Origin of the sequence: Ruegeria profundi, from assembly GCF_020171505.1 — a bacterium.
Classification (GTDB): Bacteria; Pseudomonadota; Alphaproteobacteria; order Rhodobacterales; family Rhodobacteraceae; genus Ruegeria; species Ruegeria profundi.
Map to the genome: position 1 here is coordinate 117,304 of NZ_JAIUZS010000001.1, position 24,397 is coordinate 141,700.

The 24,397-nt window shown below is 54.6% G+C and carries 21 protein-coding genes and 3 tRNA genes; 11 read left to right on the forward strand and 13 right to left on the reverse strand.

Going from position 1 to position 24,397, the window contains the following annotated elements; all coding sequences use genetic code 11:
- Nucleotides 1–24: 24 nt before the first annotated feature.
- The 3 genes from LCM21_RS00475 (at nucleotide 25) to LCM21_RS00485 (ending at nucleotide 2,621) form a co-directional block, all read left to right on the forward strand.
- The gene (locus LCM21_RS00475) at nucleotides 25–702 is read left to right on the forward strand and encodes a TRAP transporter small permease (protein ID WP_224888856.1); all 678 of its coding nucleotides are present in this window, start codon (nucleotides 25–27) and stop codon (nucleotides 700–702) included.
- A complete protein-coding gene (locus LCM21_RS00480) occupies nucleotides 702–2,078 on the forward strand; it encodes a TRAP transporter large permease (RefSeq protein WP_224888857.1) in 1,377 nt (458 codons plus the stop codon). Before LCM21_RS00475 ends, LCM21_RS00480 begins: the two co-directional genes overlap by 1 nt.
- A 231-nt stretch (nucleotides 2,079–2,309) precedes the next feature.
- Entirely contained in the window at nucleotides 2,310–2,621 is a 312-nt protein-coding gene (locus tag LCM21_RS00485) for a DMT family transporter (RefSeq protein ID WP_224888858.1), read from the forward strand.
- Between the two features lie 89 nt (nucleotides 2,622–2,710).
- Here LCM21_RS00485 and tpiA read toward each other — a convergent pair whose 3' ends face one another.
- Nucleotides 2,711–3,460: a triose-phosphate isomerase gene (gene tpiA / locus LCM21_RS00490; RefSeq protein WP_224888859.1), complete on the reverse strand. Its 750-nt coding sequence runs from the start codon at nucleotides 3,458–3,460 to the stop codon at nucleotides 2,711–2,713.
- A gap of 124 nt (nucleotides 3,461–3,584) precedes the next feature.
- Between tpiA and LCM21_RS00495 the strand changes: the two genes are divergently transcribed.
- A complete protein-coding gene (locus LCM21_RS00495; protein WP_224888860.1) occupies nucleotides 3,585–4,490 on the forward strand; it encodes an isopenicillin N synthase family dioxygenase in 906 nt (301 codons plus the stop codon).
- On the opposite strand, the gene LCM21_RS00500 is transcribed toward LCM21_RS00495, so the two are convergent.
- The 4 genes from LCM21_RS00500 to LCM21_RS00515 form a co-directional block, all read right to left on the reverse strand.
- Nucleotides 4,487–4,852: a HesB/IscA family protein gene (locus LCM21_RS00500; RefSeq protein ID WP_068335233.1), complete on the reverse strand. Its 366-nt coding sequence runs from the start codon at nucleotides 4,850–4,852 to the stop codon at nucleotides 4,487–4,489. The two genes, LCM21_RS00495 and LCM21_RS00500, sit on opposite strands and share 4 nt — an antisense overlap.
- A 530-nt stretch (nucleotides 4,853–5,382) precedes the next feature.
- Nucleotides 5,383–5,745 (reverse strand): SUF system Fe-S cluster assembly protein, encoded by a 363-nt coding sequence (locus tag LCM21_RS00505; protein ID WP_068335235.1) that lies wholly within the window; start codon nucleotides 5,743–5,745, stop codon nucleotides 5,383–5,385.
- Between the two features lie 92 nt (nucleotides 5,746–5,837).
- On the reverse strand, nucleotides 5,838–6,116 hold the full coding sequence (locus tag LCM21_RS00510) for a hypothetical protein (RefSeq protein WP_224888861.1): 279 nt from the start codon (nucleotides 6,114–6,116) through the stop codon (nucleotides 5,838–5,840).
- The gene (locus tag LCM21_RS00515; protein WP_224888862.1) at nucleotides 6,116–7,006 is read right to left on the reverse strand and encodes an SPFH domain-containing protein; all 891 of its coding nucleotides are present in this window, start codon (nucleotides 7,004–7,006) and stop codon (nucleotides 6,116–6,118) included. The genes LCM21_RS00510 and LCM21_RS00515 overlap by 1 nt, the downstream gene beginning before the upstream one ends.
- Before the next feature lie 300 nt (nucleotides 7,007–7,306).
- Between LCM21_RS00515 and tgt the strand changes: the two genes are divergently transcribed.
- Together tgt and lon are read left to right on the forward strand one after the other, a co-directional pair.
- Nucleotides 7,307–8,437, forward strand: coding sequence for a tRNA guanosine(34) transglycosylase Tgt (tgt, locus tag LCM21_RS00520; RefSeq protein ID WP_224888863.1), 1,131 nt, complete (start codon nucleotides 7,307–7,309; stop codon nucleotides 8,435–8,437).
- A gap of 365 nt (nucleotides 8,438–8,802) precedes the next feature.
- Nucleotides 8,803–11,211: an endopeptidase La gene (gene lon / locus LCM21_RS00525; RefSeq protein WP_224888864.1), complete on the forward strand. Its 2,409-nt coding sequence runs from the start codon at nucleotides 8,803–8,805 to the stop codon at nucleotides 11,209–11,211.
- Between the two features lie 263 nt (nucleotides 11,212–11,474).
- Here the strand turns inward: lon and LCM21_RS00530 are convergent.
- Nucleotides 11,475–11,549, reverse strand: a tRNA-Val gene (locus LCM21_RS00530).
- 124 nt (nucleotides 11,550–11,673) lie between these two features.
- Nucleotides 11,674–13,608 (reverse strand): M10 family metallopeptidase C-terminal domain-containing protein, encoded by a 1,935-nt coding sequence (locus LCM21_RS00535; protein ID WP_224888865.1) that lies wholly within the window; start codon nucleotides 13,606–13,608, stop codon nucleotides 11,674–11,676.
- 544 nt (nucleotides 13,609–14,152) lie between these two features.
- On the opposite strand from LCM21_RS00535, the gene LCM21_RS00540 reads away from it, so the two are divergent.
- From LCM21_RS00540 to uvrA, 3 genes are all read left to right on the forward strand, one after another.
- Nucleotides 14,153–14,229: transfer RNA gene (locus LCM21_RS00540), tRNA-Asp, on the forward strand.
- Between the two features lie 51 nt (nucleotides 14,230–14,280).
- Nucleotides 14,281–14,357: transfer RNA gene (locus tag LCM21_RS00545), tRNA-Asp, on the forward strand.
- 176 nt (nucleotides 14,358–14,533) lie between these two features.
- A complete protein-coding gene (gene uvrA, locus LCM21_RS00550; RefSeq protein ID WP_224888866.1) occupies nucleotides 14,534–17,392 on the forward strand; it encodes an excinuclease ABC subunit UvrA in 2,859 nt (952 codons plus the stop codon).
- 11 nt (nucleotides 17,393–17,403) lie between these two features.
- Here the strand turns inward: uvrA and LCM21_RS00555 are convergent, their stop codons facing one another.
- The 5 genes from LCM21_RS00555 to LCM21_RS00575 all read right to left on the reverse strand — a co-directional run bounded on the left by LCM21_RS00555 (nucleotide 17,404) and on the right by LCM21_RS00575 (nucleotide 22,108).
- The gene (locus tag LCM21_RS00555) at nucleotides 17,404–17,733 is read right to left on the reverse strand and encodes a hypothetical protein (protein ID WP_224888867.1); all 330 of its coding nucleotides are present in this window, start codon (nucleotides 17,731–17,733) and stop codon (nucleotides 17,404–17,406) included.
- A 96-nt stretch (nucleotides 17,734–17,829) separates the two neighbouring features.
- Complete coding sequence (gene mmsB / locus LCM21_RS00560; RefSeq protein ID WP_224888868.1) at nucleotides 17,830–18,702, reverse strand: 3-hydroxyisobutyrate dehydrogenase; 873 nt, start codon at nucleotides 18,700–18,702, stop codon at nucleotides 17,830–17,832.
- Between the two features lie 3 nt (nucleotides 18,703–18,705).
- The gene (locus tag LCM21_RS00565) at nucleotides 18,706–19,746 is read right to left on the reverse strand and encodes an enoyl-CoA hydratase/isomerase family protein (RefSeq protein ID WP_224888869.1); all 1,041 of its coding nucleotides are present in this window, start codon (nucleotides 19,744–19,746) and stop codon (nucleotides 18,706–18,708) included.
- Between the two features lie 7 nt (nucleotides 19,747–19,753).
- Nucleotides 19,754–20,896, reverse strand: a complete 1,143-nt coding sequence (locus LCM21_RS00570) for an acyl-CoA dehydrogenase family protein (protein WP_068331035.1) — start codon at nucleotides 20,894–20,896, stop codon at nucleotides 19,754–19,756.
- A gap of 96 nt (nucleotides 20,897–20,992) precedes the next feature.
- Nucleotides 20,993–22,108, reverse strand: a complete 1,116-nt coding sequence (locus LCM21_RS00575; RefSeq protein ID WP_224888870.1) for a carboxylate-amine ligase — start codon at nucleotides 22,106–22,108, stop codon at nucleotides 20,993–20,995.
- 135 nt (nucleotides 22,109–22,243) lie between these two features.
- Between LCM21_RS00575 and LCM21_RS00580 the strand changes: the two genes are divergently transcribed.
- Together LCM21_RS00580 and LCM21_RS00585 are read left to right on the forward strand one after the other, a co-directional pair.
- Nucleotides 22,244–23,095, forward strand: a complete 852-nt coding sequence (locus LCM21_RS00580; RefSeq protein ID WP_224888871.1) for a class I SAM-dependent methyltransferase — start codon at nucleotides 22,244–22,246, stop codon at nucleotides 23,093–23,095.
- Between the two features lie 70 nt (nucleotides 23,096–23,165).
- On the forward strand, nucleotides 23,166–23,642 hold the full coding sequence (locus LCM21_RS00585; protein ID WP_224888872.1) for a fasciclin domain-containing protein: 477 nt from the start codon (nucleotides 23,166–23,168) through the stop codon (nucleotides 23,640–23,642).
- A gap of 50 nt (nucleotides 23,643–23,692) precedes the next feature.
- Here the strand turns inward: LCM21_RS00585 and LCM21_RS00590 are convergent, their stop codons facing one another.
- A complete protein-coding gene (locus LCM21_RS00590) occupies nucleotides 23,693–24,277 on the reverse strand; it encodes a L,D-transpeptidase (RefSeq protein ID WP_224889701.1) in 585 nt (194 codons plus the stop codon).
- Nucleotides 24,278–24,397: the final 120 nt, after the last annotated feature.

Below are 24,397 nucleotides of genomic sequence, written 5' to 3' on the forward strand. Positions count from 1 at the left end.
CAATAAAAATGCGGGGACAGAGGGATGTCTGGTGCGAAATCCGGCCAAGGCGGGCTGGTCGACCATATCGAAGAAACCCTGATTGCGTTGTTGTTGGGCCTTATGACGGCTGTGACATTTGCCAATGTGATCGCACGGTTCGTATTCAACTCGAATATCCTGTGGGCGCTTGAGCTTACAGTGTTCACATTTGGCTGGCTGGTGTTGCTCGGTGCGTCCTACGCGGTGAAGAAGCACGCGCATCTGGGAGTCGACGCAATCCTGAACATGTTGGCCCCAGCGCCGAGACGTATCTTGGCGCTGATCGCGGTTGGCTGTTGTCTCGTATTCTCACTGCTGATGTTGAAGGGCGCCTATGACTACTGGGCGGTGTTTGCCGACCTTCCGCCAACATCGGGCCGCTGGTTCCCGACGGGCTTTAATGTCGACGCACGTAGTCAGAGCTTTTACGAGGTTGATGACATCCCCATGGTCGCTCCTCTGCGATTTTTGGAGGACATGATCAACTACGGCGAATCCTACGAAAAACTCCCAAAGGTTGTTCCCTACTTCATCCTGCCCTTGTCGATGCTGCTGCTGGTGATCCGGTTTGCGCAGGTCGCCGTTCAGATCTGGCGTGGCGAGACGGATCGTCTGGTCGCCAGCCACGAAGTCGAGGACGAGATCGAAGAAGTACGCGCGCAGCAAGGGGAGCATGACTGATGGACGTGATACTTCTTTTCTCGATGGTCATCGGCCTGTTGCTGATCGGTGTTCCGATTGCGGTGGCTCTGGGCCTCAGCTCGACCCTGTTCCTGCTGATCTACTCTGACAGCTCTCTAGCATCCGTCGCGGGTACGCTGTTCGAAGCGTTCGAAGGGCACTTCACCCTTCTTGCGATCCCGTTCTTCATTCTGGCCTCGTCTTTCATGACGACCGGGGGGGTGGCAAGGCGGATCATCCGGTTCTCGATTGCCTGCGTGGGGCACCTGCCGGGTGGCCTGGCAATTGCCGGTGTGTTTGCCTGTATGCTGTTTGCGGCGCTGTCCGGGTCTTCTCCGGCGACTGTTGTGGCCATTGGCTCCATCGTGATCGCAGGGATGCGGCAGGTGGGGTATTCCAAAGAGTTCGCGGCGGGCGTGATCTGCAACGCGGGCACGTTGGGTATCCTGATCCCGCCCTCGATCGTGATGGTTGTGTACGCAGCCGCCGTTGAGGTCTCGGTCGGGCGCATGTTCCTCGCTGGTGTCATCCCAGGTCTGATGGCAGGGCTTATGCTGATGATAACTATCTACGTCATGGCCAAGGTCAAGAACCTGCCGAAAGGTGACTGGAAGGGCTGGAGTGAGATCTTTGTCTCAGCACGAGAAGCCGGCTGGGGCCTGTTCCTGATTGTGATCATTCTGGGCGGTATCTATGGCGGGATTTTTACCCCGACAGAGGCCGCAGCCGTGGCTGCTGTTTACGCCTTTTTCATCGCAAGTTTTGTCTACAAGGACATGGGTCCGCTCAGCACCGAGGATGGCGCTGCCAACTTGTCCCTGATGAAGAAGCCCTACGCACTGATCACGGCCTTTTTCCACCCGGATACGAAGCATACACTGTTTGAGGCGGGCAAGCTGACCGTCACGCTTCTGTTCGTCATCGCCAACGCGCTTATCCTGAAACACGTGCTGACCGATGAGCAGGTGCCCCAGCATATCGCCAATGCCATGCTGTCCGCTGGTTTGGGGCCGATTACCTTCCTGATCGTGGTGAACGTGATCCTTCTGATCGGTGGTCAATTCATGGAGCCTTCGGGCCTGTTGGTCATCGTGGCGCCGCTGGTGTTCCCCATTGCGATCGAGTTGGGCATCGACCCGATCCATCTAGGTATCATCATGGTCGTGAACATGGAGATTGGGATGATCACGCCGCCGGTTGGTCTGAACCTGTTCGTGACATCGGGCGTGGCGGGCATGCCGATGATGAGCGTCGTCAAGGCGGCGCTGCCGTTCCTGGCCGTGCTCTTCGTTTTCCTGATCATGGTGACTTACATACCGTGGATTTCGACTTTCTTGCCCAATACCTTCATGGGGCCGGAAATCGTAACGAATTAGCGGGCTTGACCTGCTGAAGACGAGGCCGGGTCCTGAAAAGGGCTCGGCCTTATTCATCTCTGTGGCCGTTGAAATAACCGAGTACGTAGCTTTTTTTGCAAGACAGTTTCTCAATGGGATTGGCAACACGCCCTTGAAGCCGGGCGATGAGTGCTTACTTTACGGGCTGAGGACGACCTCCCAATAACGGGCAATCATTCGGGACGACCCGAAAGATAAACAGGTGTTCTCATGTCTTGGATTTTGTTGTTGTTTGCCGGCCTTCTGGAAATTGTTTGGGCAGTTGCCATGAAGCAATCTGCCGGTTTCACGCGAATTTGGCCTACCGCAGTCATGGGCGTGTCCATGATCGGATCGTTCGGATTGCTGGCGATGGCGATGCGCACACTTCCGCTTGGCACTGCGTATGTTATCTGGACCGGCATCGGTGCAGTCGGCGCGTTTCTGGTCGGAGCGATCTTCATGGGTGAGGCTGTTACGCCGTTACGCGTCCTTGCCGCCGTACTGATTGTATCGGGCCTGTTGGCCATGAAACTCGCATAGTCACAAAAACAAACCCAGCCGTCACTGCGACGACTGGGATCAATCAAGCAAAAGCCTTGTTTTCCTGCGTGGTGTCCGGAACAAAAAAATCAGGCTGCTTCCAGAGCTTTGACGATGTCCGAAAAGTCCGAAGCTTTCAGGCTGGCCCCACCGACCAACGCACCGTCCACATTCGGTACGCCAAAAATATCCGAGGCGTTGTCAGGTTTGACTGATCCGCCATAAAGCAGAGGCACAGATTCGGCGGTTTCTTTGCCGAAACGTTGGTCCAGCAAGGTGCGAATGAAATCGTGAACTTCTTGGATGTCGCTCAGTGATGGAACTTTGCCTGTGCCGATTGCCCAGATTGGTTCATACGCGACTACTAGGTTATCACCTGTTGATTGGTCCGGTATCGATCCTTCAATTTGATCAGCGATAACATCCAGTGTCTTGGAGGTCTCACGTTGCTCTAGGCTTTCGCCGACGCAGACAATCGCCTTTATCCCTGCACCCATAGCCGCGCTGGCCTTGGCCCGAACGGTTTCATTTTGTTCACCGTGATCCTCTCGCCTCTCAGAGTGGCCCACGATGACTGCGCTTGCCCCCGCGTCGACCAGCATGTCAGCGCTGATATCTCCGGTATGTGCGCCCGAAGCCGCTGCGTGGCAATCCTGCCCGCCAACTGAAACGCTCGTTTCCCGAACAATACCTGCGGCGCGATGCAGCAGTGTGGCCGGCGGGCAGATCAATATGTCGATATCTGAGGAGGGGAAATTCCGGGCCAAAGCCTCTAGCTCACTCAGCGCCGCTGAGGTGCCATTCATCTTCCAGTTTCCAGCCGCAAGCTTGCGCCTCATATCCCGATCTCCGTGAATTTCGTATGTCGTGGAACCGGATAGCACCGCCAGTAACGCCTGACAATTGTGGTTGCACAGTGAGTGCCAAATCGGCAGTATCCGCGCGAAAGTTTGGCTGGAAAAAATGATCAACAACCTTGATCTGAGGAAATTGGATCAGCGCGATCCTGACGAGTTACAAAAGCTACTGCACGCCGTGGCTGAGGTAGGTTTCCTGACGGTCTCGAATACTGGATTGGATGGTGATCGCGTACGCCAAGTTCTTACGGCCTACAGTGATTTTTTCCATCTGCCAAAAGTGGAAAAGCAGAAGGTCGATATGTCGGTAACCGGGTCCAACCGTGGTTGGGGCGCGCCGCAGTCCGAACAGGTCGATCCGGACGCCAATCCGGACTATAAGGAAGTGTTCGACTGTGGGTTTGAACTGCCTGCGGGTAGTCCTTATTCCGATCTGAGCGTTTATGCCCCCAACCTTTGGCCGCAATCGCCGCCCGGGTTCAAAGAGACGATACAGACCTATTTCAAGGACGCCAGCGTAGTGGCCATGCGAGTGTTACGGGCAATCGCCGTGGCACTAAGGCGCGAGGCTGACAGTTTTGACAACGCTTTCGAGCCACCCATGGCTTTGCTGCGGGGAAACTACTATCCGAAACGTCCGATTTGGGCCGGAGCGCGCGATTTCGGCATCGGCGCGCATACGGATTATGGTTGCCTCACTTTGTTGGCCACGGATGGAACCGCAGGTCTAGAGGTTCAGATGCCCGACGGCAGATGGGAAGCGGTTGAAGCCGAACCTGGGGTATTCGTCGTAAACTTCGGTGAAATGTTAGAGTTCTGGACGGGTGGCCAAGTCAAAGCCACCTTGCACCGGGTGGTTGGCGGGGCTGAGGAGCGGCTATCCGTGCCGCTATTCTTTAACCCGTCCTACGACACCAATGTGGCACCGCCCGGATCGGGTGAAAGAATTTTGGCAGGCGAACACCTTACACACCGTTTCAAAGAAACGTACCTGCATCTGCAGGTGTCTTAAAGTTGGGAGGAGAGCCCTTCATCGAACTTGATCGACTCGCCACAGCCACAGGCGTCGACAACATTCGGGTTGCGGAACTTGAAGCCCGATTCTAGCAGCGAGACCTCATAGTCGATTTCAGTCCCGAACAGGAACATCTGCGCCATTGGTGCAATGATGATTTTGGCTCCATCCTGCTCGACAACCTCGTCATTGGGGTCGGGTTCGTCAACGTAGTCCATGGTGTATTCCATGCCAGCACAGCCGCCTTTCTTGACACCAATACGCAAGCCCGCATGGTTGCCTGACTTCATCAGCCGGGCAATCTGCTCTGCCGCCTTGGGCGTAATGGTTACGGCCTGTTTGCCGGGAATGCCGAACATTTCGATCTCCGTTGTCGCGCGTTGCCTTTAATCTAGTATCGACGCCGCGAAGGCTCAAGGCATAGCTGGGGTGCTCTGTTCTCTTTTGCTGTGCTTCCGGGAAAGCTGTTGCGTTTTTTACCGTGCTGACCTTCGCTGAATGCACAATAAATCTTACGAAATGGGTCGGTGCTCAGATATGAGCATAATCAAAAATTACGTTTATAAACAATAACGTGTCATTATTTTTGAAAGTTGTTACACTGACTGCAAGTGATAGCAGGTGAAAAAAGCATACCGAGGATCAGCAGGTTGAAAATGTGGTCGTAATCACGCCAGCGGGTGTGCTTTTGGGTTTGGTGACTGAAACTGAACAAAAGCGTTTGTCAATGCTATCAGACGACTATGTTAAGGCTCTGGATGGACGTGCGTCTGAAATAAAGATCAATTGCGGCACGCAATACACTGTATTTAAACTTTAATCGAACTTTATTAGTATTGAATTTTGTTCGAAATCCCAACTGATGCTGGAACCGATTGGCGCACTGAAGCTACATAAAGCCCAGCTCCAGACGCGCCTCATCAGACATCATGTCCATTCCCCAGGGCGGCTCCCACGTTAGTTCAACGTCAACCTCTTTGACGCCCGCGACGGGCTCAATCGCTTCTACGATCCAACCTGGCATTTCGCCTGCAACCGGACAGCCAGGTGCCGTCAATGTCATGATGACTTTCACCGCGTTTTCCGAGGTGATGTCGATAGTATAGATCAGACCCAAATCATAAATGTTCACCGGGATTTCAGGGTCGAAAACCGAACGGCAGGCTTCTACCACTGAATCGTACAGGGGGTGCTCAACGCTAGAGGGCGCGATCAGCGGCGTGCCTTCCAATTGTTCACTCGGGTGAGTCATTCGTGCCTCGGATCTGTTTCCTGAGTTATATAGTAAAGGATTTTGGCAGCGTCCAGTGGTGCAATACCGCTATCGAACAGCATCAGATGCGATTAGTCGTTTATGTCATGCCGAAAAGTTTTCACCTGACCACGGGGCAGGGCGTATACGCGCCGCAAGAGCAACCAGACGACCAACGACAGCGCCGCAAAAATCATCAACAAAACGGGCAGTGACGGTGAAATGCCAGGTATGAGAAGCAGCAAACCAGTCAAAGCAGCACCAATTGCAAAGCCTAGAAAGATAAAGCCGGGCAGGGCGATCTCGAGTATGGCGAGCAACAGCGCCCCGGCTAGCCAGATCCACCAGGTCATCCAGAAGAGATCAGCCATTATTTACCTCCTTTCAGCATCTTGAATGCGTCACCAAAGGCCTCTAGCGCGTTGGCGGGAACTACGATCGTTTGCGAACCGCTACCATTCCCCAATGCATTCAGCGCCTCGACCTGTTTCAGCGCAACCTGATATTGCGCGGCCTCCATGCCATTGTCCTGAATGGCCTTAGCAACAACTCCTGTTGCATAAGCTTCGGCGTCCGCCTGTATGCGGCGTGCCTTGGCCGACTGTTCGGCCGCATACAGCTCGGCATCAGCCTGCAATTCGACAGCACGTTTTTGGCCTTCCGCTTCGGTCACCTGTGCACGGCGGGCGCGTTCGGCGTTAAGTTGTTGCAGCATCGCATCGCGCGTAGCTTGATCCAGATTGACGTCCAGAATCTCGGCCCGGGTGACTTCAATACCCCAATCGTCGACCGCTGTTTCAACGCTTTCCTGAATGCGGGCAATCAACTGCGACCGGTTCGACTGGACCTCGTCCAGATCCATTTTACCGATCTCCGCCCGCACGATGCCGGCGACCGTTGTTGCGATGGCACCATCCACATCACGGATACGATACACTGTCTTTTCCGGTTCGAGAATGCGGTAAAACACGGATGTATCGATCTGAACCAGAACGTTGTCCTTAGTGATTGCGTCCTGCGTCGCGTTTGGAAGCTGACGTTCCAGAATAGATATCTGATGACGTGCAACATCTAGAAAAGGAACAATAAAGTTGATGCCGGGGCCAAGCACCGAGTGCAGGCGCCCGAACCGCTCGACCACGAATTTTTCAGACTGTGGAACAATCTTCACACCTTTGAAGATGACAATGACGATCAGGACCGCGGCCAGCAAGTAAATGATGTTTGACGTCAACAATCCAACAATCTGGTCTTCGGTCATATCTGCCCTCTTTCTTGTGTACTGTTGTATACATTTATGAGTTGAGTCGTACAAATTCAACTTCGGTATGAGGGAAACGGGGGTAAATACAAGTCATTGACGCGGTAGATACACGGCGGAAGTTAACGATTGTGACTGCTTTGCATCCTGTTTTGTGCGCGGGTTCAAATGGTTTGAAATACAATAGCGGCAGAGATAAGGCTCAGGTAAATCGAATGCCGCACCGCCAGGACCGTTGGGTTGCAATAACCCGGCAGATCAGGCAAATGCTGCCGGGCTCAGTGACCCCGAGGCATCCAGATGACTATGCGCTTTTCCTTTGACCTGAAAGCCACCGACGGCAAAGCCAGAACGGGCGTTATCAACACGCCACGCGGCGAAGTACGCACACCGGCTTTCATGCCCGTCGGCACTGCGGGGACGGTCAAAGCGATGATGCCCGAAAGCGTTCGCGCAACGGGCGCAGATATATTGCTAGGCAACACTTATCATCTGATGTTGCGACCAACGGCCGAGCGGATCGACCGGCTGGGTGGGCTGCATAAATTCATGAACTGGGAACGTCCCATTTTGACAGACTCAGGCGGGTTTCAGGTCATGTCGCTGGCCGGGTTGCGAAAGCTCACTGAAAAAGGCGTGACGTTCAAATCACATATCGACGGGTCAAAACACGAACTGACACCCGAACGATCGATGGAGATTCAGCGGCTGTTGGGTTCGGACATCGTGATGTGCTTCGATGAATGTCCTGCCTTACCCGCTGACCGGGAACGAATTGCGGAGTCGATGCGTCTGTCGATGCGATGGGCCGAGCGGTCGCGTGAAGCGTTCGGGGATCGTCCGGGCCACGCACTGTTTGGCATTATGCAGGGCGGGCTAGAGCAAGACCTACGCGAAGAAAGTGCCGAGGCGCTTAGGAAGATCGGTTTTGAGGGTTACGCCGTAGGTGGTCTGGCTGTGGGCGAGGGGCAGGATGCCATGTTTGGTTGCCTCGATTACGCACCAAATTTCCTTCCGGTTGATAAGCCGAGATACCTCATGGGTGTTGGCAAACCGGACGACATCGTCGGCGCGGTCGCGCGCGGGATCGACATGATGGATTGTGTTCTGCCGTCGCGCTCAGGCCGCACTGGGCAAGCATTCACTCGACACGGTGTGGTAAATATCAAGAACGCTCGCCATGCGGACGATCCGCGACCGTTGGACGAAAACTGCTCGTGTCCGGCATGCTCGAATTACTCGCGCGCCTACTTGCACCACGTGTTCCGTTCGAATGAGATGATCTCAGGAATGCTGCTAACTTGGCACAACCTGCACTATTTCCAAGAAATCATGCAGGGCATGCGCGACGCAATTGCCGCTGGAACCTTTGAGGCATGGCAAGCAGAGTTCCATGCGCAGAGAGCGCAGGGCGATATTGAGCCGCTGTGACGGTATATTCGTTTCGGCCTTGGTTTTCCTTTAAGCCATCCAACTGCCTGCGGGTTTACACGCAAGATGAACCCGCCAAATCAGATGAATTCCTTTTCGAAACGTCGAATATGGACGCGAACAAGCAAACCGAGCTTGTCACGACATTTTCTGCCGCGAGCAGTTGACCCATTTTGTTAAATTCGGTGGATATATGCACCGGATGCCTTGCAGTCCGGAAAAGCTCGGGTCATTCTGACTCCTGACAATTGGCGGTAAGGTTGAAAAAGGGCATCGCGGCCCCAAGTTTATCGTCCAAGACAGGAGATGGCCAAAGGTTGCCTCAGAAGGGATCAGAGCCATCTTGCCAACGATAAGGATTGAGCATGCAAGAGCCCCTTAACTCTTCGTACCCCGTACTTCCGCTGCGCGATATCGTGGTTTTCCCGCATATGATCGTGCCGCTGTTCGTGGGTCGGGAAAAATCCGTCCGCGCGCTGGAAGAAGTGATGCAGGACGACAAGCAAATTTTGCTGTCCAGCCAAATTGATCCGGGCGACGATGACCCGACGACCGACGGCATTTTCCGCGCCGGGGTTTTGGCGAACGTCCTGCAACTGCTGAAATTGCCCGATGGTACCGTGAAGGTCCTTGTTGAAGGACAAGCGCGCGTTCAGATCACCGAGTTTTTGGAAAACGACGAGTTCTTCGAAGCCCGTGCAGAGTATCTGACTGAAATTCCAGGCGATGTAACCACGACCGAAGCGTTGCTGCGCACAGTCGCCGATGAGTTCGAGCGCTATGCCAAAGTGCGCAAGAACATCCCTGAGGAGGCCCTTTCCGCTGTCGGGGAAACGACGGAACCGGCGAAATTGGCTGATCTCGTTTCGGGCCACTTGGGTATTGAGGTCGAGCAAAAGCAGGAACTTCTGGAAACCCTCAGCGTTAGCGAGCGGCTTGAAAAGGTCTATGGCCTGATGCAGGGCGAAATGTCGGTTCTGCAAGTCGAGAAAAAGATCAAAACGCGCGTTAAGTCCCAAATGGAGAAAACGCAGCGCGAATACTACCTGAATGAGCAAATGAAGGCCATTCAGAAAGAGCTGGGCGATGGCGAGGACGGCTCGAACGAAGTGGCCGAGCTGGAAGCCAAGATCGCTGAAACCAAGCTGTCGAAAGAGGCGCGCGAAAAGGCAGAAGGTGAGCTGAAAAAGCTGCGCAACATGAGCCCGATGTCCGCTGAGGCGACGGTTGTGCGCAACTATCTGGACTGGATCCTGTCGCTGCCGTGGGGCAATAAATCCCGCGTTAAAAAAGATCTTGGCCGCGCGCAGGATATTCTGGATGCCGATCACTATGGCCTTGAAAAGGTCAAAGAACGGATCGTTGAATATTTGGCTGTCCAGCAACGTTCGAAGAAGTTGAAAGGCCCGATCTTGTGCCTTGTAGGCCCGCCGGGTGTGGGTAAAACAAGCTTGGGTAAGTCGGTGGCAAAGGCCACGGGACGCGAGTTTATTCGTATCTCGCTCGGCGGCGTACGTGATGAATCCGAGATTCGGGGCCACCGCCGGACCTATATCGGCTCGATGCCCGGCAAGATCATCCAGTCGTTGAAAAAGGCAAAAACCACGAACCCGCTTATCCTGCTCGATGAGATTGACAAGATGGGCCAGGATTTCCGCGGCGACCCTGCCTCGGCAATGCTTGAGGTGTTGGACCCGGAACAGAACAACACGTTTATGGATCACTACCTTGAGGTCGAATATGACCTTTCCAACGTGATGTTCCTGACCACTTCCAACAGCTACAACATGCCCGGGCCACTGCTGGACCGGATGGAGATCATTCCGCTGGCCGGTTACACCGAAGAGGAAAAAAGTGAGATCGCAAAACAGCACCTGATCGGCAAGCAGGTTAAAAACCATGGTCTGAAGGCCAAGGAATTTGAACTGACAGACGAGGCGTTGCAGAAGATCATTCGCACTTATACCCGCGAAGCAGGTGTACGAAACCTTGAGCGCGAGATCGCCAAGGTGGCCCGTAAATCGCTGACCAAGATCATCAAGAAAGAGGCCGAGTCCATAACAGTGACTCCCGAAAATCTTGATGAATTTCTTGGCGTTCCAAAGTACCGCTACGGCTTGGCCGAGCAGGATGATCAGGTTGGCGTTGTAACCGGCCTGGCCTACACCTCGGTGGGCGGCGACCTGCTGCATATCGAAGCGCTGAAGCTGCCCGGCAAAGGGCGGATGAAGACCACCGGTAAGCTGGGCGATGTTATGAAGGAGTCCATTGACGCGGCGTCGTCTTATGTTCGGTCGATCTCGCCCCAGATTGGAGTGAAGCCACCGAAATTCGATTCTTTGGACATCCATGTCCACGTGCCGGATGGAGCAACGCCCAAGGATGGTCCCTCTGCCGGGTTGGCGATGGTAACCTCGATTGTATCCGTGCTGACTGGCATTCCGGTGCGGAAAGACATTGCCATGACCGGAGAGGTATCTCTGCGTGGCAATGCGATGCCGATTGGCGGATTGAAAGAGAAACTGCTGGCGGCCCTTCGTGGTGGTATCAAAACAGTGCTGATACCAGAGGAAAACGAAAAGGACCTGGCCGAGATACCGGACAACGTTAAGGAAGGGCTGGAAATTATCCCTGTCACACATGTTTCCGAGGTTCTCAAGCACGCCTTGGTGAGCGTGCCAGAGCCTGTCGAATGGGACGAGGCGGCAGAAGAGGCTGCCGCGGCTGCGGCCAAATCGGCGGAGAAGTCAGGGCCGTCTCAGACAGCACATTGACACAAAGAAAAGGCGGGTTCATCCCCGCCTTTTTTGTTCCCGAAAGCTCGCGATCTGTTTCGTTTCTGTGCTTTTGAGCTCTTTCCGTGACAACACTTGGCGGTCGGAAACGTAACGTGTTCGATAGCGTGTTTGCAGAACAAACTTCGTATCAACCGACCAAATGCGGAAGTGATCGTTCAACTATCTGCAAATCGCAGAGAAGTTAGGCAGTGTGGCCTCACCGAAATGTTGGTGCGTCCAGAAAGCGAATACCGGAAAAATGGTGGGTGATAAGAGATTTGAACTCCTGACATCTTCGATGTGAACGAAGCGCTCTACCACTGAGCTAATCACCCGTAAGGACGCGTAATACATAGAGTTTGGAGGGCTTGCAAGAGCGCCAAGAGCCCAATTCTTCAAGTGGCTCAAACCAGACAACGAGCAGTGCGAAACTGCTGCCTCTCGTATACGGGTCTGGTTCTAAAGAATGAAATCGTTTTCGGTCAGGTCATGCAGACCCGCCAGTTTGATAACCATTTCCGCGTCACTGTCGCCATCAGTATCGACATAGACCAGCGTTTGATCCAAGTCGTTGTTGGCATAATCCTGCTTTACGTAGTAGATTTCGCCTTCATCCGATGAGCTGATCGGAGTTTCTCCATTAAAAATAAAGGCTTCATTGCCACCAAGAACACTGCTGGCGTCGATTGCGCTTAGATTGATTTTGTCCTCGCCCTGAGTGAAGTCCGTGATCTTGTCGGCCAAGGCCCCCCTTTCGCCACTGTCAGTGATGTCGTTGAAAACGAAGGTGTCCGTGCCAGCGCCACCGGTCATCGTATCCACGTCAGCGCCACCAGTGATCAGGTCGATCCCCATGCCGCCGAAGATTGTGTCATTGCCGTTTCCGCCGTCAATGGTGTCAGCGCCTTTACCGCCCCTTAGGGTATCCCAGCCGTTTTCGCCCGTAACGGTATCCTTACCAGCGCCTCCCTTCAGCAGATCCGCGCCTTTGCGACCAACAAGTGTGTCGTATCCGTCGCTTCCGATAAGGGTATTTGCCTGATCATCGCCTGAGAGTTGATCGTCTTGAGCAGTACCAGTGACATTTTCGACCAAATTGATTGTATCAATGCCGTAGCCGGTGTTCTGAGCCGTCGTGACAGATAGGTCGACGGTTGCGCCGACAGAACCGTTGAACGAGAGCGTATCAATATCTTCGCCGCCTGTTATGGTGTCGTTGCCATCACTGTCTTTGACGACGAAATTGTCCCATCCAGCACCGCCCGTAATCGTGTCATCGCCTTGACCACCAATCAGATAGTCGTTTCCCTGACCGCCTTTTATGGTGTCGTTTCCGTCGCCGCCAGCAACCGTGTCATCGCCCGAATTGCCAATCATCAAATTCGCAACATCATTGCCGTACAGGAAGTCACCGGCGTTTCCTCCGATGGCGTTTTCGATGACAACCCCGTTGGCGATCGTGAAACCACCGCTGACACCAAAGGCATACGAAGGCGATCCCCCGGCATCATGGCCTTCCAGATCAGCTGCCTTCAAGCTGATCAGAACGCTTTTCGACAAGCCGCTGGCCGAAATTGCATCTGTTCCACCTGTATCCCAGATTGCTTTCCAGTAAGTACCAGGCGCATTGGAACCTTTCAGAGAATACACATTATCGCCGGTATTGTTCTCAGCAGTTCCGTAAATCGCCTGAAGCGCCGCGATGTCCAGCGCCATGGGTGACGCCACGCCGCCGAACTTGAACGAGGGCAGGGGGACTTTCTGCGGATAGCCTGAATTATACGACATGATTGTGTACACGGCCTGGTTTTGACCATCCGTTCCGTAGTCATTGAAGGGTTGGGTTACACCATCGTATATCGTTGAACTTCCGCCTGCGTCATGCGGGTGTGCCAGGCCAAGGCCGTGCAAGATTTCGTGCAGGATGATTGCGAACCCTTCACCGCCTTTGGCGAGCGCTTCCCGACTAAAGAAAGGTGAGTCATATGCGAACAACCCGAACAGGGTGTCGATACCAAAGTCCTCTTGATACGGGGGCGTGTCGCCCGGAATCTGGTGAAAGCCCGCCGCGCCACCAAGGTCATCGGTGGTCACCAAACCCCACGAGATGTTCTCGTAATAGGGTGTCCCTTGAGGAGCAAGGAAACCAACCTCGACAAAGTCAATTGGGATGAACGTTTCAATGACCGCGACTGCTTCGCGGAAGGCTTGTTTCTCATACTCAAAAAAATCTGCGAAACCCTGAACTGAAGAATCCGCAAAAGAATAGGTGATAGTGCCGGCTGGCCCCCCCACATTTGTTCCGATGTTCCACGAGGTTCCCCATATTATTCCGTCCAGGTACTCGTAACCGGTAAAATTGGCACCCGGATAAAGCTCGTTAACAACTGACATTCTTTCAATTCCATCCGTTAAAACACAGCGAAGGGGCAGCGTTGCTTGTTCACGCTTCGGGTCTCGTAACAAATTCGGAAACCACAGCTCTTTTTTTGTTCAGATTGTTCCACGGCGAAGCTTTCTGGTGCAAGTAAAATTGCACGATATCTTTGGCTGCGAGGAATGGTTTCGTCTCATGCTCACGCAATCTGGCCAATCAATACTTTAAAGGTTTTGCACGTTAAGCCACCATCGCTTGCGGTCTAGCCTGCGAACCGGGAATGGACGTTGTTTGGAGTTTCTGTACCGCGGGAAGGTCCAAGTTGGTTCGATTTGGCGCACCGGGGCAACGCGCACTCAGAGTTTTCTGAGCCAAGGCACTGGAGGCTCCAAACCCTGCGGGTGGCTGCGCAGCCGTTCAGGCAACAACAAGTTTCCAAGAAGTCAGTGTCCAAGTTGGGAAACATTTTTTGTGTTCTTCAAAAAAACTTCAAAACGCCGCTTGACGATGTGCAAGCGTAGCCATAATACACCCCAACGTTCAGCAACGAACGGGCAGCGGGCGGTTGTAGCTCAGTTGGTTAGAGTACCGGCCTGTCACGCCGGGGGTCGCGGGTTCGAGCCCCGTCAACCGCGCCATCGCTGCCAGCCTTTGATCCGGGCCAATGGATCAGACATAGACCCTAATGCGCGGTTGTAGCTCAGTTGGTTAGAGTACCGGCCTGTCACGCCGGGGGTCGCGGGTTCGAGCCCCGTCAACCGCGCCACGTTCTTCAGATATGGTCAGATATTAACCCCTCCTGCGGGGAACCTGATCGGATATGGATCACGTTGTCAGGAGATGTCGGCAATAATTCGTTCGTTCACACTTTGTTCTAACTTTTCTGTTGGAGACTCGGTGCTGCTCGCCTATCTCTAAGACACTTGTGTGTTGGGGGCCAAAATGGCTGAGCTGAAGAATATCGAAGTGCGCGGCGCGCGTGAACACAACCTCAAAGGCATCGACGTGGATATTCCGCGCGATCAGTTGGTGGTGATCACCGGGCTGTCTGGCTCGGGTAAATCGTCACTGGCATTCGATACGATCTACGCGGAAGGCCAGCGTCGCTATGTCGAAAGCTTGTCGGCCTATGCGCGCCAGTTTCTTGATATGATGGAAAAGCCGGATGTGGATCATATCAGCGGCTTGTCCCCGGCGATTTCGATTGAGCAGAAAACAACCTCGAAAAACCCGCGTTCGACGGTTGGGACAGTAACCGAGATTTACGACTATTTACGTCTTTTGTTCGCACGTGCCGGCACGCCCTACAGCCCAGCGACCGGTTTGCCGATCGAGGCACAGCAGGTGCAAGACATGGTCGATCGGATCATGGCGATGGAGGAGGGCACGCGTGGCTATCTTTTGGCGCCCATCGTGCGCGACCGGAAGGGCGAATACAAAAAGGAATTCATAGAACTGCGCAAGCAGGGTTTCCAGCGCGTGAAGGTGGATGGTGAGTTCTACGAACTTGACGAACCGCCAACGTTAGACAAGAAATTCCGCCACGATATTGATGTTGTGGTCGACAGGCTTGTCGTTCGCGACGGGATGGAGACGCGGCTGGCCGACAGCCTGCGCACCGCTCTGGACCTTGCGGATGGCATTGCGGTTCTGGAGACTGCACCACGTGAAGGCGACCCAGAGCGTATCACGTTCAGCGAGAACTTCGCCTGCCCTGTCAGCGGCTTCACGATCCCCGAGATTGAACCCCGCCTGTTTTCGTTTAACGCCCCCTTTGGTGCGTGCCCGGACTGCGACGGGTTGGGGGTCGAGCTGTTTTTTGACGAACGGCTTGTGGTCCCTGACCAAACGTTGAAGCTCTACGATGGGGCATTGGCACCTTGGCGCAAGGGAAAGTCGCCGTATTTCCTGCAAACGATCGAAGCTATCGCTCGGCACTACGAATTTGACAAAAACACCCCGTGGAAAGACTTGCCCGAGAAGGTACAGCAGGTATTCCTGCGTGGCTCTGGCGATGAAGAGATCCAGTTTCGCTATGATGAAGGTGGCCGGGTCTATCAGGTCACGCGCAACTTTGAGGGCGTCATTCCTAACATGGAGCGCCGTTACCGCGAGACGGACAGCGCCTGGATTCGTGAGGAATTCGAGCGCTATCAAAACAATCGCCCTTGCGGTACCTGCCACGGCTACCGGCTTCGGCCTGAGGCGCTGGCCGTAAAGATAGCCGGGCTTCACGTGGGGCAGGTGGTTCAAATGTCGATCAGAGAGGCCTTGGCCTGGGTCGAAGGTGCGCCGAACCACCTAAGCGTTCAAAAGAACGAAATCGCACGGGCCATCCTGAAAGAAATCCGCGAAAGGCTCGGCTTTCTGAATAATGTGGGGTTGGAATATCTTACACTTTCACGTTCAAGTGGTACGTTGTCCGGTGGGGAAAGCCAGCGCATCCGCTTGGCAAGTCAGATCGGGTCGGGCCTAACCGGCGTTTTGTACGTGCTGGACGAGCCTTCAATTGGGTTGCACCAACGCGATAATGACCGCCTGCTTGGCACTCTGAAAAACCTCCGCGATCAGGGCAACACCGTGATCGTGGTAGAGCATGATGAGGAAGCTATCCGCGAGGCTGATTACGTTTTTGATATTGGTCCCGGCGCCGGCGTACATGGCGGTCAGGTGGTCAGCAAGGGTACACCTGCCGACATATCATCTGATGCCGCCTCATTGACTGGTCAATATCTGGCCGGTACGCGTGAAATTCCGATTCCGACTGGGCGGCGCAAGGGGAATGGGAAAAAAGTCTCGGTCGTTAAGGCGACAGGGAACAACCTAAAAAACGTCACTGCCGATTTCCCTCTGGGTAAGTTTGTCTGCGTGACTGGTGTGTCTGGCGGTGGAAAATCGACGCTGACGATCGAAACTTTGTTCAAAACAGCGTCGATGCGCTTGAACGGGGCGCGGCAAACTCCGGCTCCTTGTGAAACGATCAAAGGTCTGGAACATCTGGACAAGGTCATTGATATCGACCAGCGTCCTATCGGCCGAACTCCGCGATCAAATCCAGCGACTTACACCGGAGCTTTCACGCCAATCCGTGACTGGTTTGCCGGTTTGCCCGAAGCTAAAACGCGCGGTTACAAGCCGGGCCGCTTTAGTTTCAACGTCAAAGGTGGACGGTGTGAGGCGTGCCAGGGCGACGGCGTCATTAAAATCGAGATGCACTTCCTGCCTGACGTTTATGTCACCTGCGAAACCTGCAAAGGCGCGCGGTACAACCGCGAAACGCTTGAAATCAAGTTTAAGGGCAAGTCCATAGCGGATGTGCTTGATATGACGGTAGAAGACGCGCAGGAGTTCTTTAAGGCCGTACCTTCGATCCGGGACAAGATGGACGCGCTTGCAAGGGTCGGTCTGGGTTATATCAAAGTTGGTCAGCAAGCGACGACCTTGTCAGGCGGTGAAGCGCAGCGGGTGAAGCTATCCAAAGAGCTTTCGAAACGCTCAACCGGACGGACCTTGTATATCTTGGACGAACCGACAACCGGGCTGCATTTCGAGGATGTGCGTAAGTTGTTAGAGGTGCTTCACGAGTTGGTCGATCAGGGCAATACGGTTGTCGTGATCGAGCATAACCTGGACGTTGTGAAAACGGCGGACCACATCATTGATATCGGGCCCGAGGGTGGTGATGGCGGTGGTGAGATCGTGGCTACCGGGACGCCCGAAAAGGTCGCGCGAGTGGATCGCAGCCACACGGGACGATATCTGAAACAGATGCTTGAGGGCGCGCGGGTTGCTGCCGAATAGGAGAATAATCCTCAGTTGAGGATGTCAGCCACCGCGCCGATCAAGTTCAGAACTTTGCGTGTGTCGGGGTCGACGCGATAGACGTAATCGCCGGCACGGATGTAGCTACCACGGTTCAGACCATATCGGTACGGATCATTGATCCAGCGATAGTCGCGGTTGATGTAGTCCCCTGTACGATACAGGTTTTTCACCTGACCAGGCGGTACACACGGAACAGCTTTCTTTGCCAGCCCAGGAGGGCAATGCCCCGCTTTACCTTTGCCGTTGCCAGCCGCGGCAATGCCAGAGCCGAGCGCAAGCGCCAGAATTGCCGTGGAAATCGTTAGCACACGCGACATCAAACTTTCCTTTGCTAGAGCGTCGTGACTAAGATAGATGGCTGTAGATTCCTGTGTGGTCAACCCCGTGGGCAAGAGGCCGCTCACGCAGGTTGTCTAACCTCGTCTGCGCTTTTCAAACCGTGGCAACATTGCAGAAAAGTCCTCGCCTGCACCGCCCTCAGATTCCACAAATTGCTCATACAGCGCAGTCGCGACCTGTCCCATCGGCGTATCGGCGTCCGAGCTTTCAGCGGCCTGCTGGCTTAGTCGCAGGTCCTTCAGCATCAGTTCGGCGGCAAATCCGGGCTTGTAGTCGTTGTCCGCAGGGCTTTGAGGGCCAACGCCCGGGGCAGGGCAATAGGCGTTCATTGTCCAGCTATAGCCTGAAGAGGTACTGACCACGTCGAACATCTTCTGCCGGTCTAACCCTAACTTGTCAGCAAGGGCAAAAGCCTCGCACGTGGCGATCATGGTGACGCCCAGAATCATGTTGTTGCATATTTTAGCGGCCTGGCCGGCCCCGGACTCGCCGCAATGAACGGCCTTTTGGCCCATTATGTCGAACAAGGGGGCGGCTTTGGCAAAAGCCTCTTCGCTGCCACCGGCCATAAAGGTCAGCGTACCCGCGGCCGCACCGCCTATTCCACCCGAAACCGGTGCATCAACCGCAAGGACGCCAGCGTTCTGAGCCTGATCCGCAACTGCGCGGGCGCTATCGACGTCGACTGTCGAGCAATCAATCCAAACCGCGCCGGGCTGCATCGCGGAGATGATCTCATCCGCGACTGCGCGCAGGATTTTTCCGTTTGGCAGCATGGTGATAACAACCTCGGCGTCGGCAGCAGCTTCGGCGCCTGATCCAACCAGGGTGACACCCTCAACGGCGACATCTGCCATGTCGAAACCGGTCACGTCATGCCCGGCTTTGGCAAGGTTGGTGGCCATGGGATTGCCCATATTGCCCAGGCCGATAAACCCGATCTTCATCTCTTAGGTCTCCTCAAATGTCAGCATATTCTGGCCCAAAGGTTGGAGCATTTTTGACACCGCCACTGCGGGCACGGACTGATCCGAATACTGCCAACGCGGGCTGCGGTCCTTGTCGATGATCTGGGCGCGAATGCCTTCCAGAAAATCTCCGTGCTCCATGGCGCGGTATGTGAATCGGTATTCAAGCTCTAACGCTTTGCGCTGTGTCAGGCTTGGGCCGCGCAGCCGGTGCAGCATCTCTACGATGCAGGCCATGGACAGCGGCGAATTGCGTCCCATCAACCTCAGTATTTCAGCCGGAGTTTCCTGTTCTGAATGCGACAGAGTGTTTAGGATATCACCCAGGCTTTCCCCAGCAAAATAGGAGTCAATTTCGGGCTGTTGATCTTTAAGTTCGCTTTTTGGCGGCGTTTTGGCGTGTGTTTTGATCAGTTCCGCGTTGCCTGAGGCCTCAAGCATTTCGATCAGGTCAGACCATTCTGCGATGGGGATGAAGTGATCGGCAAACCCTGCGAAAATGGCGTCTCCTGGTCCCATGCGATAGCCCGTGGTGCCCAGGTATTCACCCAAACGTCCGGGGGCGAGTGCCAGCATCAGTGTGCTGCCCACGTCAGGAACCAGTCCGATCGAGCATTCTGGCAGTGCGATTTTTGAGCTTTCGCCAACGACACGGTGGCTGCCGTGACACCCTATGCCAACACCCCCACCCATTGTGAAGCCTTGAATGAAGCTGATCACCGGTTTGGGATACTCAAAAATCATCGCGTTCAGACGGTATTCGTCACGCCAGAACTTTCGGCCAAAATCGTAGTCACCCTTGATGCCCGTTTCGTAGAGCTCGGCAATATCTCCGCCAGCGCAAAAAGCCTTGTCGCCTTCGGCGTCCATAATCACCAGATCCACACCGTCGTCTTCACGCCAGTTGCGCAGAGCCGTGTCGATCGCCATGCACATTTCATAGGTCAACGCGTTCAATGCCTTTGGACGCGTCAGTGTGATACGTCCTGCGCGACCAGTGGTGCATATTTCGATATCGGGCATAGTGTCCTCAGCGGTCAGCGAGCATTTGTCGGGCTACGATAACCCGCATGATTTCATTTGTACCTTCAAGGATCTGATGGACGCGCAGATCGCGGACAAGTTTTTCGATACCGTAATCAGCCAGATACCCATAGCCGCCGTGCAACTGAAGACACTGATCGACGACTTTCGATCCTGTCTCGGTCACGAATTTCTTGGCCATAGCGCAGAACTTTGTCGCGTCTGGTGCGCCCTGATCCAGCTTCCACGCGGCCTGTCGCAGAAATGTACGGGCGGCCTGAAGCTCAATCTCCATATCGGCCAGCCGGAACTGAAGCGCTTGGAATTGGTCGATGGACTGTCCAAAGGCTTTGCGTTCAGACATGTATTGAAGCGTCATGTTCAGCCCAGCTTGCGCGGCACCCAACGAGCACGACGCGATGTTCAGCCGCCCACCGTCCAGACCCATCATCGCATACTTGAACCCGTCGCCCTCGGTGCCGACCAGGTTTCCGGATGGAATGTGACAGTCATCGAATTGCACCTGCGCCGTGGGCTGGCTTTTCCAACCCATCTTCTGTTCCAGTGCACCAAAGCTAAGGCCGGGTGTGCCATCCTCGACATATACGGTTGAGATACCTTTTGGCCCGTCCTGACCGGTGCGAACCATGCAAACATAGGCGTCGGAATACCCGCCACCTGAGATGAACGCCTTGGTCCCGTTCAGGGTATAGCCTTCATTGGTACGGTCCGCGCGGGTTTTCAGCGCCGCAGCGTCTGAGCCCGAACCCGGCTCGGTCAGGCAATAGCTGAGCACTGTATTAAGGCTCAGAACGTCCGGCATGATGCGAGATTTCAGCGCGTCGCTGGCGAAGCTGTCCAGCATCTTGGCGCACATATTGTGGATCGACAGGAATGCCGCGACCGAGGGGCAAGCCATCGAAAGAGCCTCGAACACAAGGGTCGCATCAAGACGGCTTAAGCCGGAACCGCCACTGTCTTCGGACACATAAAGAGCACCAAAACCCAGTTCGCCAATCTGCGGCCAAAGCTCCTTGGGGATGGTTCCATCGGCCTCCCACTGGCGAGCAAATGGGGCGATGTTGTCCTGTCCGAAATCATACGCCATGTCGAAGATTGCGGTTTGCTCTTCTGTCAGTGCAAAATCCAAGGCTTGCCTCCCACGCTGCCGGATGAATTGAACGAGTGTTTATTTCGCAATCCTTACAGAAATTTTGCAGGTCCGGCAATCATTGGCAAATGGGGCTTAAAGGTCGTGATGATACTCGTCTATCAGGTGCTTTACGACGGCTTTTCCGGGGTCTTCATCCCGCGCTGCGGCTTCGGCATAGGCGCGGCGTTGTCGGGTTGCCGAGGTTCCGTTCTGCGCAATCTGCTGCAGCCGCGCCAATTCTGTCATGGCACCAAGGGCTTCGGCATCTTCGGCCAGCAAGCCCATTAATTCTCCCATCAACTCGGGCATTGGCTTGATCGAACGGTCGCCAAAATCAATCAGTCCTTCGCCAACCCCATAGCGCTGCGCCCGCCACCGATTTTCACCGATAAGAAATCGATCATAGTGCCTCCAGCGGAGGTTGCGATCTTTCAAACGGCACAGCATACGTGTCAGCGCCTGCACCATTGCCGCCAGGGACAGGGCGTCTTCTAACCTTGGCTGTACATCCATGATGCGCGTTTCCAGCGTTGGAAAACGATGAGACGGCCGCAGATCCCACCAGATTTTGGTAGTGTCCTCAATCACGCCAAGATCGACCAGAATACCAGTAGTGCGTTCATAATCCGCCCAACTTGCCAGAACCGGAGGTAACCCGGTGCGCGGAAGGTTGTCGAATACCGTCAGGCGGTAGGATGACAGGCCCGAATCCTCTCCGTTCCAATACGGCGAAGACGTGGACAGCGCCAACAGATGCGGCAGAAAATACGAGAGCTGAGGCATTAGGTCAGCGCGCAGGGCAGGGTCCTCGACACCGACGTGAACATGCATGCCGCAGATCAACATGCGCCGTGCAACGCCTCCAAGGGCATGATGAAGCGCGTCGTAGCGATCTTTCCGGGTATGATGCTGTTTCTTCCAGTCTGCGAATGGATGGCAGGACACGGCAATTGGAGCAAGATTGAATTCAGCGGCCCTTTCGGCCACGCAAAACCGCAGGCGCTTCAAGTCTTCGCGGGCTGAGTCCACAGTAGTATGGGGTCGGGTACCGACTTCGATCTGGCACTGCAAAAACTCGGGACTGACCTGTCCTTCAAAATCTGACTGACAGGCTTCCATCAAGGCCTCAGGCGCTTCGGCGAGTTCAAGGCTGTCGCGATCGACCAGCAGATACTCTTCCTCGATACCCAATGTGAATTCCTGCTGCATGGCTGCCCTCGATTTTTTCCGTTCCAACCAGTGAATACGCAAATTTCTGTTTTGCCAAGCGTTTGGCGCCGCACTTCTTGCAGAGCCCGGTCAAGCAACGGTAAGGAAAAGGCGTACCGAAAAGTGGAGCCGCCCGTGAAACCCAGAAAATTCCCAAAGATCAACGACGCCCTTGATGAACTGGGGGTTAAGCTGGTTGACAAGGCCGTTGAGCGGGAAGAGCGCGCCAGGCTTGAGGCCTTTGAGAAAGCGGGCGGATTGACTCGCCCGGCCTATGCCCTGTCGCCGGGGATGAATGGGTTTGATATCAGCCAGATCGTTGCTGAGTATACACGCCACTCTGATGCGTTGATGGCTCTCAAAGACCCTGCGCGAAATCAGACAGGCTATCGTCCGGGTAACGGGTACTACGACAGTCCGGATGCTGACGCGCTTTATCTTATGATACGTCGGTTTGAACCCAAACGGGTGATCGAGGTTGGCTGTGGCAACTCAACCCGAGTGACCCGGCAGGCGATTATTGACGGTGCGCTAGACACCAAGATAACTGCAATTGATCCTCATCCGCGGGCTGATATCGCCCATGTCGTCGATCAATTCGAACAAAAACGGCTAGAGGACGTCGATCCGGCCGTATTCGAACAACTTGAGGCAGGCGACGTGCTGTTCATTGACTCCAGCCACGTGGTTCGGATCAGCAACGATGTTGCGCATCTTTTCTGCCGCATCATTCCATCGTTGAAACCGGGTGTCGTCATCCATGTCCACGATGTTTTCCTGCCTTACGAATACCCCAAGCGTTTCTTCTATGATTGTCCAGGGTGGGGCGAGCAGTATGTTCTGCACGCCTTGTTGCAATCCGAATTCTATTCAATGCTGTGGCCGGGATATTATCTGCAACAAGACCGGCCCGATGCTGTCAAGGCATTGCCGTTCCTCAACGAGGGTCGCGCGCAGAGTCTCTGGTTTCAGGTAAAGGAAAATTGATCAAATAGTGATCCACTGCGGCAAAATGCCCGTACTCCCTTCCGTAACAAGCTGAGAGGAGACAACAGCAATGTTCCGTCGCACATTCATGGGCGCCGCCGCCGCACTTGCCCTTGCACTGCCTGCACAGGCCCAAGAGGCTGATATCGTGGACACCGCCGTATCGGCAGGTTCGTTCAACACTTTGGTCGCTGCTGTTCAGGCTGCCGGTCTGGTTGATACGCTGAAAGGGGATGGCCCGTTTACCGTATTCGCCCCAACGGACGAAGCATTTGCCGCGCTGCCCGAGGGCACTGTAGAAACGTTGCTTTTGCCCGAGAACAAGGATCAATTGGTTGAAATCCTGACATATCACGTCGTCCCGGCCAAAGTCATGTCAAGCGACATCGCGGGCAAGCGTGCGCAGGTCCTGACTGTGCAGGGCGACCGTCTGAGCGTCAATGCAAAGCGCGGCGTCAAGGTCAATGACGCCGAGGTGGTTCAGGCTGACATCGAGGCCAGCAACGGTGTGATCCACGTGGTCGACGCTGTGATCCTGCCAGAGTAACTCCTGCGCAAACAAAAAAGCCCCGGTCCAATTGGCCGGGGCTTTTTCTGTCAGACCAATCTGACCTGGGTTCCGATCTGCACCAGAGGATACAACTCCTCAACATGCTGATTATACAGGCCTATGCAGCCAGAAGAGCTTTGACGGCCGATCTTGCGCGTGTCGTGGGTGCCATGCACAAGATAAGCAGGCCAGTCCAGATACATCGCGCGTGTACCCAGCGGGTTTCCGGGATCGCCGCCTTCCATGCGGACGGGCAGGGACGGATCACGTTCGCGCATGGACGCGGTTGGGGTCCAGCTTGGATATTCGGTCTTGCGCACAACTTTGGTGTAGCCGCGCTTTGTCAGTTCCTCACTCATCGGTACGGAACTGGGATACAGCTTGTACGTCCCGTCCGAACCCCAGTAATGCACCGCGCGACTTGTGATATCAGCCAACAAACAACCAACGCCAATCTCGTTGAAATGATCCTGCCAGTTCTGGTGTGAGAACGAGGATACGTTTCTGCGCACAGGCAATTGCGTGCTGATGGCTTCTTCACTCTGCGGAAATGCATCGGTGCTTTGCGCACGCACAATTGCGGGCGTCGCAACAAGAGATGCAGCGCCCAACAAAGCAGAGCGGCGAGTCATTCGATGGTTTGACAAATTAGCCTCCGGTTCAGGAACTGCTCAAGTGTTAATAACTCGGTAAAATATAAGTTATCGACTCGATTTTCCAGAGTTCGCAGTCTGAAATTTTTGTGAATCCGC